At 40.8% G+C, this 10,515-nt stretch carries 11 protein-coding genes, 1 rRNA gene and 1 pseudogene; 9 read left to right on the top strand and 4 right to left on the bottom strand.

Annotation, left to right across the window (positions count from 1 at the left end):
• The 6 genes from rrf to FTU77_RS15555 form a co-directional block, all read left to right on the top strand.
• A 5S ribosomal RNA gene (rrf, locus tag FTU77_RS15580) occupies positions 1 to 113 on the top strand; the annotation flags it as partial.
• 233 nt (positions 114 to 346) lie between these two features.
• Positions 347 to 898 (top strand): DUF4256 domain-containing protein, encoded by a 552-nt coding sequence (locus FTU77_RS15575; RefSeq protein WP_180056170.1) that lies wholly within the window; start codon positions 347 to 349, stop codon positions 896 to 898.
• A gap of 407 nt (positions 899 to 1,305) precedes the next feature.
• Positions 1,306 to 2,655, top strand: a complete 1,350-nt coding sequence (locus FTU77_RS15570; RefSeq protein ID WP_180022954.1) for an aromatic acid/H+ symport family MFS transporter — start codon at positions 1,306 to 1,308, stop codon at positions 2,653 to 2,655.
• Positions 2,656 to 2,737: 82 nt separating this feature from the next.
• Positions 2,738 to 3,283 carry a hypothetical protein gene (locus FTU77_RS15565; RefSeq protein ID WP_180022953.1) on the top strand — a complete coding sequence of 182 codons (546 nt, stop codon included), beginning with the start codon at positions 2,738 to 2,740 and terminating at the stop codon, positions 3,281 to 3,283.
• Positions 3,284 to 3,365: 82 nt separating this feature from the next.
• Positions 3,366 to 3,677, top strand: coding sequence for an ankyrin repeat domain-containing protein (locus FTU77_RS15560; RefSeq protein ID WP_180022952.1), 312 nt, complete (start codon positions 3,366 to 3,368; stop codon positions 3,675 to 3,677).
• Between the two features lie 381 nt (positions 3,678 to 4,058).
• Entirely contained in the window at positions 4,059 to 5,234 is a 1,176-nt protein-coding gene (locus tag FTU77_RS15555) for a PQQ-dependent sugar dehydrogenase (RefSeq protein ID WP_373684014.1), read from the top strand.
• Between the two features lie 93 nt (positions 5,235 to 5,327).
• On the opposite strand, the gene FTU77_RS15550 is transcribed toward FTU77_RS15555, so the two are convergent.
• The 3 genes from FTU77_RS15550 to FTU77_RS15540 form a co-directional block, all read right to left on the bottom strand.
• Positions 5,328 to 6,368, bottom strand: a complete 1,041-nt coding sequence (locus tag FTU77_RS15550; protein ID WP_180005606.1) for a TauD/TfdA family dioxygenase — start codon at positions 6,366 to 6,368, stop codon at positions 5,328 to 5,330.
• A 280-nt stretch (positions 6,369 to 6,648) separates the two neighbouring features.
• Complete coding sequence (locus FTU77_RS15545) at positions 6,649 to 6,936, bottom strand: hypothetical protein (protein ID WP_180056169.1); 288 nt, start codon at positions 6,934 to 6,936, stop codon at positions 6,649 to 6,651.
• A complete protein-coding gene (locus FTU77_RS15540) occupies positions 6,903 to 7,178 on the bottom strand; it encodes a hypothetical protein (protein ID WP_180056168.1) in 276 nt (91 codons plus the stop codon). The genes FTU77_RS15545 and FTU77_RS15540 overlap by 34 nt, the downstream gene beginning before the upstream one ends.
• Positions 7,179 to 7,561: 383 nt before the next feature.
• Between FTU77_RS15540 and FTU77_RS15535 the strand changes: the two genes are divergently transcribed.
• From FTU77_RS15535 to FTU77_RS15530, 3 genes are all read left to right on the top strand, one after another.
• The gene (locus FTU77_RS15535; RefSeq protein WP_180056167.1) at positions 7,562 to 7,957 is read left to right on the top strand and encodes a tautomerase family protein; all 396 of its coding nucleotides are present in this window, start codon (positions 7,562 to 7,564) and stop codon (positions 7,955 to 7,957) included.
• Between the two features lie 490 nt (positions 7,958 to 8,447).
• Positions 8,448 to 8,624: a hypothetical protein gene (locus FTU77_RS16080; RefSeq protein ID WP_257223655.1), complete on the top strand. Its 177-nt coding sequence runs from the start codon at positions 8,448 to 8,450 to the stop codon at positions 8,622 to 8,624.
• Positions 8,602 to 9,738: a glutamate carboxypeptidase gene (locus FTU77_RS15530; RefSeq protein ID WP_257223654.1), complete on the top strand. Its 1,137-nt coding sequence runs from the start codon at positions 8,602 to 8,604 to the stop codon at positions 9,736 to 9,738. Before FTU77_RS16080 ends, FTU77_RS15530 begins: the two co-directional genes overlap by 23 nt.
• A gap of 325 nt (positions 9,739 to 10,063) precedes the next feature.
• Here FTU77_RS15530 and FTU77_RS15525 read toward each other — a convergent pair.
• Positions 10,064 to 10,396, bottom strand: a pseudogene (locus tag FTU77_RS15525) (NADPH-dependent FMN reductase); the annotation flags it as partial.
• Positions 10,397 to 10,515 lie beyond the last annotated feature (119 nt).

The raw sequence follows: 10,515 nt of genomic DNA, 5'->3' as shown, positions 1-10,515 counted from the left end.
TGGCGACAATAGCAAGAGTGAACCACCTGATCCCTTCCCGAACTCAGAAGTGAAACCTCTTAGCGCTGATGGTAGTGTGGGGTTACCCATGTGAGAGTAAGTCATCGCCAGCTCATTATTCGAAACATCCCCTGATACGTCAGGGGGTGTTTTTTTATGCAAGGAGAAAAAAGAAAAAAGGAAAAGAACGTTATAAAAGTAGAAAAAGCTAAAGCACAAAAATAGGAAAACGAGAGATATTAAAAAAGAATGAGGCTAAACAGCGCTAAAAATTTACATCAAGGTGAGCCTATATTCTTTATAGTGAAGTTCAGTCTCCAAGGTATAAAAACAATAGGATGTACATATGCTCCAAGATCTTGATGAAGTCTCTATTTTAGAGATATTGCAGCAACGCTTTGAGGAAAATATGCAGCGTCATCCAGAATTACTTTGGGATTATGTTAAAAAACAATTGATAGCACAGCCCTCAAAACTACAAATTTTAATCGAAATGGAAAAAACAGGCGGTGAGCCAGATATTGTGATGCTGAATCAGCAATCTAATGACCTGATATTTTATGATTGCAGCTTAGAGTCGCCAAAGTTTAGAAGAAACTTGTGCTATGACCGTGATGCCTTGGAGAATCGGAAGGATCATCCCCCGAAAAATAACGTTATAGACATGGTTCGAGACATCGGTGCTGAGCTACTGACGGAAGAAGACTATCGAGCGATACAGCAAGTTTTTCATTTCGATTTAAAGACTTCGAGCTGGATTGTGACGCCAGCGGATATTCGGCAAAAGGGCGGGGCACTGTTTTGTGATCGACGTTATGATCATGTATTTAGCTACCATAATGGCGCGCAGTCATATTATGCGTCTCGTGGATTTCGCTGTAAGCTGGTGATCGCTTAATCTCAGTGCTATAAATGTTTTTAAAACAATCAAGTGCGTTAAAGCGAGCTTTTCTAAAGATGTAATTGCGTTTGTTTTTTAGACATTTAAAATTTTTCTAAACTAAAGATAGAAATAAATGATGGTGTGTCGTTCTGAAGTTTAATGAAAGAATAGAAGAATTAGGCCTGAAAATAAGGGTATTATTATTTAAAAAAATCAGTTAAATAATCATATATTGATAATGTTTAATAATTAAACTAAAGCATGAAAAATAACACAATTAACATGTACTTATAAGCGACTAGATTTATTAAACATACGTCTAATATCCCTAGAAAACACTGTTCCGTATATTCCGTGGCTGTTGAATTTTACTTAAAAATTCAATGAATGTTATGGACAAGTACTCATGGGAGATGAGAACGATGACAACGGAAAAAATAGACATAAATTCTGTAGTCGATAAGGCTAAATTTACCCCGTTCCACTTCAATGTAGTGGCTTGGTGCTTATTGATTATTTTATTTGATGGCTACGATTTAGCGATTAATGGCGTGGTTTTACCATTATTGATGCAAGACTGGGGCTTAAGTGCAATGCAAGCGGGGATGCTTGCCAGTACTGCGCTCGCAGGCATGATGTTTGGTGCCATGTTCTTTGGTTCTTTAGCGGATAAGATTGGCCGTAAAAAAGTCATTATGATCTGTATCGTTTTATTTAGTGGTTTGACCTTTGCCGGTGGTTTTGCGTCAAATCCAACAGAATTTGGTATTTTGCGTTTCTTGGCTGGTTTAGGGATTGGCGGTGTAATGCCTAACCTTGTGGCTTTAACGTCTGAATACGCGCCGCAGAAGATGCGTAGCACACTGGTAACGACGATGTTTAGTGGTTATGCAGTCGGTGGTGTGATGGCGGCACTTTTAGGTTCATGGTTCACCCCTGACTTTGGTTGGCAAATCATGTTCTTTATTGCGGGTATTCCACTTTTCCTTTTACCTGTGATTTGGAGATTTTTACCAGAATCTTTGGCATTTATGGTGAAAGAAAACAAACAGGAAAAAGCCCGCAGTATCGTGAAGCGCTTAGCACCTGAAGTGAAAGTGACTGAAAATACAGTGTTCACTTTGCCTCAAGAAAGCGTGCCTGAAGCTGCTAACGTGGTGAGTTTATTCCGCCGTGGTCGTGCCGTAAATACATTATTGTTTTGGGTGGCGTTCTTTACGTGCCTATTGACCATGTATGCGCTAAGCAGCTGGTTACCAAAACTGATGATGGCAGCCGGTTATTCTATGGATAACAGCTTAATGTTTATGATGGTCATGAACGTGGGCGCAGTTGTGGGTATTGTTGGCGGTGGTATTTTGGCTGACCGTTTCCATTTAAAACCTGTGCTGATGGTTTTGGGTATGATGGGCGCGATTGTGATGAGCTTGATGGGCTTCCAATCAAATCAGTTCTTGCTATACATTTTGGTGTTCTTGGCAGGTGCTGCATCTATTGGTTCGCAAATGCTGCTGTACAGCTATGTGGCGCAGTATTACCCACTTGCTGTACGTTCGACGGGTATTGGTTGGTCTTCTGCAATTGGTCGTATGGGCGCGATTGTAGGGCCGATTCTGATTGGTGGTTTGCTCGGTATGAACTTACCTGCGCATTTCAACTTTATGGCGGTGGGTTTACCTGTACTGATTACTGCGATCGCGGTTGCATTGATCATGCATGAAAACGACAGTGATAAAATTGATGTTAAAGAGGCATCTACAGCGAAAGCCTAAGTTGTGATTCTTTAAAAAGAAAAGCCTCCGAAAGGGGGCTTTTTATGCTCTAATAGAAATGATATTTAGAATATTTAAAATTATGACAAAAGAAAGATGTTTAGAAAAAATGAAATACGTCCGTGATGCCTTTTGGTTTAGTTTAGGTGCTTACGGATTAGCAGTAAAAGAACCAACAAGCCGTTATTTGAGTAATTATAATTTAACAGTATCAGATAAAGAAATATATGTCTTAAGCGGAAATGAAGTAGCTGCTACAGATTGGCTTTTATATAATATTAATTTTTCAAATACTTTAGACAATGGTTCAGCAAAAATGTTTGTTAAACAAACATTTTACTACATGATTTTAGAAACTTTCGAAGCTGCCAAAAGTTATGCTTTTGAAAATAATAAATCTGATCATTTTAGGTCACAAGAATGGTATGCCTTTGCAAGGCATCTTAGAAATGCAATTGGTCATAATGGTGTATGGTCTATAAAAGGAATTCCTAATGATTTGCCTACTACTTTTAGGAATAAAACTATTGATTTGAGTTTTAACGGTCAAGAGCTAGGCGACTTTATTGGTTGGGTATATGGATTACAATTGTGTGCGACAATTCAACTGTGGGTTGGAGAGAGTTAATATTTTGTTGTGTTGTTAATTATTTGGTTTTAATTAATCTAATATCTAACTAAGCCCTTATTAATACTATTGTGAGAAAAATATGAACTTTAATTCTATCTCCCCAATCCCTGAAGACGATGAAGAACTGCATCTGCCTGAGCTAGTGTACTGGGCATCTTTAGGTGAACTTGCAGAAGTCGAAAAATCTTTGGCGAATGGCACAGACGTAAACTCTGCCGATGAAGAAGGCTACAGCGCACTGCATGCAGCAGCAGAAAACGGCTATTTAGACGTAGTGAAGCTATTGGTAGGCAAAGGTGCAGATGTAAAGCACAAAACCCAATATACCGCTTTAGAACTTGCAGAAATGGCAGGTCATGACGATGTTGTGGCATATCTCAAAAGCCTCTAAGTCCGATTGCGCAAAATCATGATCGTGAAATCCTCCAGCTGAATCTGGGGGATTTTTTTAATGGGTCATAAAAAATTAATAGATAGAAAAAGAAAACCCCGACATCCTGTCGGGGTTTTCTTCGTATTTCGTGTTCTAGATACAACTCCTTGTCATATCTCACGTCCTGATGCAGAAACTTATTGTTATTGTTTTATGTTTCGGAAACTTCCTGTCTCCTGATAACTGTAGATTAGGCCTGTTTCATAAACTTGGAAAGCCGCAATTTTCTGCATGTCATGTAAGCCAAAACGTACAAAATTATTCTGTTACCTTTCCAAAGAAAAATCATCTGATTAATTGATTAGAATCAAATGATTATAAAAGGGAAGGGAACAGTAAATGAAACAATGCATACAATATTTTCGAACGCCTAGCCTGATCGTTGGCATCTTGATGACAGCCGCATGCCATGCGGAAAACACCACAACTACAGCACAAGATCAAACACCAAGCCAAACTCAAAATTCTGCACAAGTCCAGCAAGAACAGGGCTTTAAAATACAAAAAATCGCTCAATTCAATGAGCCTTGGGCCATCCAGCCACTTACAGACGGCCGTTTATTGCTGACTGAAAGAAAAGGTCAGCTAATTATCTTTAATCCTCAAAACCAGCAGAAAATACAGGTGAAAAACCTTCCCAAAGTTGCCTATGGCGGACAAGGCGGCTTAGGTGATATTGCACTCGATCCGCAGTTTGAAAATAATCATCAGATATATCTGAGCTATGCAGAAGCCGGACAGGGCGGTTATGGCGCTGTCATCGAAAAAGCCACATTAAACCTCAATGAAGCTGCGCCAAGTTTAAAACAGCGAAAAATCATTTGGAGGCAAATTCCAAAAGTAGAAGGTCAAGGCCATTATTCACACCGAATGCAGTTTGGCGCAGATGGAAAATTATGGGTGAGTTCGGGCGAACGTCAGAAGTTTGATCCTGCACAAGATCTGCAGTCAAATTTGGGTAAAGTACTGCGCTTAAATAGTGATGGAACACCTGCTGCGGATAATCCATTTCAGACCCAAGGCGAAGTTGCAAAGCAAGTGTGGAGCTTCGGGCACCGTAACCCTTTAGGCATGGCATTTGATGCAAAACAGCAGCTTTGGGTGGCCGAAATGGGACCGAAAGGTGGTGATGAGTTAAATCTCGTGCAGCGTGCGAAAAACTATGGCTATCCACATGTGTCGAATGGCGATCATTATGATGATCAACCGATTCCTGATCATCTTACACGGCCTGAATTTGAAGCGCCTGCCATCAGCTGGACACCGGTGATTTCACCGTCGAGTTTGATGTTCTACCAAGGGCAAAAGTTCCCCTTGTGGAAAAATAAAGCGCTGATTGGCGGATTGTCGTCTCAAGCAATCGTGATTGTGGACACAGCACATCAACCAGTAACAGAAATCCAGCGCATCGATATGAAACAGCGGATCCGTGGCTTGATTGAGGCCAAAGATGGCGCCATTTGGGGGATTGAGGACGGTGAAAAAGCATGGTTATTCAAAATTGAGCCAAAATAGCGGCTAAAAAATAAACAAAAAATTCAAAAAATAAAAAAAAAGCCCCTACGGGGCTTCTCACATACAGGCCTGCACGAATTTTAAATCCGTCAGCTAAGCCGCATAGTGCTCATCGGCATTAAATGCATTGGCTTGAATTTGAATTAATTTACGATTTCCTTGTTCTCCATTCATTCGCCAATGCGCAATTTTAATATTATCGACGATCGCAACATCACCTTTATGCCACTGCAAAAGCAGGGCATCTTTATACATCGCATCAAAAAATTGCTGCTTTTCGGCATCGCTCCATTCAATTTGTTGACCTTCTGGCGTGTAAATTTCCCAAGTCAGTTGCATGCCGTCCGCTGTCGAATCGATTTCAATCTCCCCGCGATTTTCAAAGCAATTTTTGGCCGCCTGATGGGCAAATGGATTGGTATTATTAGCAAAAGCCCACGGCTGAATCACATGCTTTTTCGTATCGGGGTGATGAATCACCAGTGGCGAACGCTGCAAGGTCAGTTTGGCTTTTTTATCTTGTCGAATCTCTAGACTAAACGGGCTCTTTTTCAGCAATAATCGGTCAAATAGCCCCACCTCGCGCGCCGAGACATAAGAAAAATGGTTCCATGCACCAAGATATTTTTCCTGTAGATGTTTCGGAAAATTCTCCCAAATCTGCTCTAAGTTATTAAATCCTGTTTCTGCCAAATACGTCGAAGGTTCCTGACAAAATAAGGCGATATAACGCGAGCGTTCTGAGCGCACACCACCTTCAACATGTGGGCCTTGTACCGAGTTTTCGACTGGACCCAATTGCACTGTGTTGCGATCGATATAACGACGGTAGTCGCCTGCGCCGAGCAATTTCTCGCTGTATTTTCGCATCCAAGATGCAACCCAGCTGGGCATGTTGGGGTTAAATGCATTCCATGGCGTAAACTGAAAATATTGTTCAATCAGTTGGTTAAATTGTTCGGGTTGCTCGATGTTAAAACCACGAAACAGTAAGATGCCATTTTCATGGATTTGTTGTAAAAGCTCTTGTCGATGCGCGCCAATATATTGTGCAAGATCTTGCGGGCTATTGTGTTCTGGAGCGGCATGAAAAATGCGGGTAAAACTATTCAGTTGTTGCTGTTGCAATTGCATAGGTCATTCTCTAATTTTTTAATTCAATTTTTATTGTTGTCGCCTAATCCCTAAGCGCTGACAGTTCGAGCTGCTGAACTCGCAGCCGTTATTCTGTCTAAATTCTCTGCCGATTATAAGTACAGTTTTACTGTTGCGATGTAAGTATTGTTGATAAATTGCGATTTTTCGACGAATAGAGTGCGATCTCTGAATGAATGACGACATGAAAAAAGCCCTCGACATCCTATTGCAAAATCAATAAGTATTTGGACACCCATTCTTTTTTAAGTTGGACACTTTAATAAACGTATTCATTAATTTTGCAGTGTCCCTCAGTTGGTAATGTGAATACCATGCCACTCACCAACGAGCTAATACGATTACTTTCAGCCTTACGTTGCTTGGTATTCACCGACAGGGCATAAATGATCATTGTGTCCCGATACATTTTTTCAGGCTCAACTTTATAGTCAATTTCCGCAGCACAAACCATTTTTCTACTAACTTCGTGTGACGCTCTACGATAGACCTCACGATCATCACTAGCCAAAGTCAGCTTTCTTCGTAATTCTTGTGCATACTGCATATATATACGCTAACAAATTCAGGGTTATTCCCATATTTGAGCTTTATGTATCCCTCAATATCATCACGCACACCATTACTATTTGCATCAATCCCACCAATGTTTTTTGTTTTATCTTCATTTTTTAGGAATTTTGATGTTCTCACTTCTTTTAGTGAATTCTGAATACTTGGATTAAGAAGCGAGGAACAGGCCATCAAAAGTATACTTAAGCAACTCAGTGCAATAACCGCTTTTTTCATAGGAATCATTTTACTTTTTTCGTTTAAATTTCGTTTTAGATGCAAAGAGTGTCTGAAAATAAGAGTGTCCAATTAAAAGAAGAATCTGTGTCCAGTACGATATACTATCAAGTGTCCAATTGGGCAAGAATATGCATCCTATCGAGGGCTTTTTAGATTCATTCTAAAGATATGACTCCTGTCATACCGATCAGCGTTCCTGCTGCATGTGCATTATTTATTTTTATTGCAAGACATCCTGTCTCTGTATGTTCTTACTATAGGCGCGTTGCTGTTGAGGCCATAGGCGTAAATACTGCAAGCGCTGTAGGTAAATGCCTACAGCAGAACATCGCTAAATCCTGCTAGTGTAGTGATATAAATAACAACAATGAGTTTCGCGCATGCCTGCAACACAAATCGATATACGGATGCAATACAGCATAGAACAAGAACAACAGTTGATAAATGCTGTCTTTAACGCCTTACAACAGAGTTTTCAACTGCCTCGATATGACCGCAATATACGTTTGCAAGTGCATGCGCTACATCGGTTTCAGGTGCTTGATCATTTGACGCAGCCTGAGCGCTTTACACATATCACCATCGATTGTTTTGCGGGACGAACCGTGGCAACCAAGCGTAAGTTATATCAAATGCTGGTGCAAAATTTGGTGGAATTTGGCATTCCGGCCGACCATATCATCATTACCTTACGTGAAAGCCCTCTAGAAAATTGGGGGATACGAGGTGGTCAAGCCGCCTGTGATGTCGATTTAGGTTTTCAGGTCGATGTTTAGTCTGTGCAAATACATGGAATGTTGCTTTCACATCGCCTAAACGAAAAAAGCCCCGACATCCTGTCGGGGCTTTTTCGGATTCATTCTAGCGGTATAACTCCTGTCCTACCGTTAAGCTTCCTGCTCATTGTCTTATCATTGTTGTTTTATGTTCAGTGACATCCTGTCGCTGTATGACCTTAATATAAAAGTAATCCAATAACGTGAATAGTGTCTATTATCCGCATCTAATGTAAGCCAAAACGTACAACACTTAAATTTTAATTCTGACCGTTCCTTCAAGGCATTGCATAGCAGCTAGGCTCTCGACTGCTAGATCTATGTTTCCAAATCGATCTAAACCGCTTTTAAAACAGCTGGAAGCTGGTTTTGAAGTGACTAAAAGCTTTATCAGCGGTGTTACATATTTTTGCGATTAATTGGTTGAATGGTGAACTAATTTATCAGACATTAAAAATTCATAATGAAAAATATACAGGGAATAAGATCGATGCTAAGAACACTTACACAACAACGGACGACGTCAAAACTTCAGCTCGCATTAGGCTGTGCCATTGCGCTTAGTGCTTCAGCAAATTGGGCAGCATCTCCACAAGAGATTAAGAAAATTGCGGAAAGTCAAAAAACACAGTTATTTAGAGACCTTGAAAACCTTGGTCAATATTGAATCTGGCAGTAAAAATATTGAGGGTTTGAATCAAATTGCCAAGGTGGTCGCAGAGCAATTAAAAGCCACAGGGGCTGAGGTGAACGTGATTCAGCCCAAAGACATCATGAAACTCGATGGTGCGCCAGATCAGACAGGACCGATTGTAAAAGCGGTACTAAAAGGCAAAGGTAAAACGAACATTATGTTGTTGGCACATAACGATACGGTGTATCAAAAGGGCCAATTACAAGGTCAACCGTTTCGTATAGATGGTAATAAAGCCTATGGTTTAGGTATTTTGGACGACAAGCAAGGTGTTGCTGCAGTGATTCATGTCTTGGATATGCTGAAACAGCTGAAGTACCAAGATTACGGCACCATTACGGTGTTAATTAATTCAGATGAAGAAATCAGTTCACCCGGCTCGCGCCAATTGATTATGGATACCGCTCAAAATCAGGACGTTGTCCTCTCCTTTGAAACCGGTGGTTTAGAGGGAAGTTTGATGTTAGCCACTAGTGGGATTGGTGCGGCTTATTTAGATATTAAAGGGCGGGGTTCGCATGCGGGGGTAAAACCTGAAGCAGGGGTCAATGCCTTGACAGAACTGGCTTTTCAGATTCAACAATTGGAAAATCTATCCAATCCGAAAACGGGTTTAAAGCTGAATTGGACTGTTGCGACGGCTGGAAAAACTCGAAATGTGATTCCTGACCATGCGACAGCGCAGGCAGATGCTCGTTCCTTAAAACCACAAGATTTTGCTGAGTTGGAAAAAACCTTGAAGCAAAAAGTCAAAACCAAAAAATTGGCGGAAAGTCAGGTCGAAGTCAAATTTGAAGTGCGTCGTCCACCTTTAGAAGCCAGTCCACAAGCCAAAAAATTAGCCGTGATAGCCCAGCAGATTTACACAAACGAATTAAAGCTGCCGATGAAAGTTGAAACGACCGCTTGGGGTGGTGGTACCGATGCCGCTTTTGCTGGGGTTAGTTCGAAAGCCGCGATCATTGAAGGAATCGGCATGTCTGGAGATGGATTACATTCAGATAAAGCAGAATATATTTTGACGGATTCTATCGTACCGCGTTTGTACTTGGTGACGCGTTTAATTGTGGAAAGTTCTAAAAAGTAATCGCATCCGATTGGGTGAGATCTAATGAGCCATTGCCCTGAGTTTGGTTGTGGCTCATGTTAGAGCTATTCTTATGTAGCATTTGAAATGAAAAAAGCCCCGACATCCTGTCGAGGCTTTTTCAGATTCATTCTAGCGGTATAACTCCTGTCCTACCGTAAGCTTCCTGCTTAGTCTTATCATTGTTGTTTTATGTTCAGTGACGTCCTGCCTCTGTATGCTTTAACTTTATCGTGGATGATGCATGGCGTATAGCTGCTATCTGCCGAAAATAATGTAAGCCTGAACTTACAAAAGGCGGCATCTATCACGCGAACGGCAAGAATTAAGCACTCACATATTGCAGTAATTTTTTGAAAATCGCTTTAACCGCTTTGTTGTCAAATTCATTCGGTTCGAATTTATCTGCTTGATTACGCGTGAAAATGTCACGAATTTCAACCACAGCATTACTGTCAATTAAGCCCAATTGGGTTGCCACTTGGCGAATTTGATCAATTGAACGTGAACCATTGGTGCCACCATAGCTAACGTATGCCGCAGGTTTTCCGCCCCATTCTTTACCGAGGTAATCCAACGCATTTTTGAGCGCAGGGCTATAGCCGTGGTTGTATTCAGGGCTAATGAAAATAAATGCGTCGCCTTGCGCGATTTTATCAAATGGAGCGTAAAACTCTGTCCTTCAGGTCAGAGATATAAGCGACACGACATGAAGTGTCGTTTGATTTAACTAAGGACTATTTTCCTTGAGTTTTGATTGTTAATATAAGTACATGA

It is taken from the genome of Acinetobacter sp. YH12142, assembly GCF_013418435.1.
Classification (GTDB): domain Bacteria; phylum Pseudomonadota; class Gammaproteobacteria; order Pseudomonadales; family Moraxellaceae; genus Acinetobacter; species Acinetobacter amyesii.
Note: the sequence above shows the minus strand (reverse complement) of the source record. Positions and strands in the feature narration are given on the sequence as shown.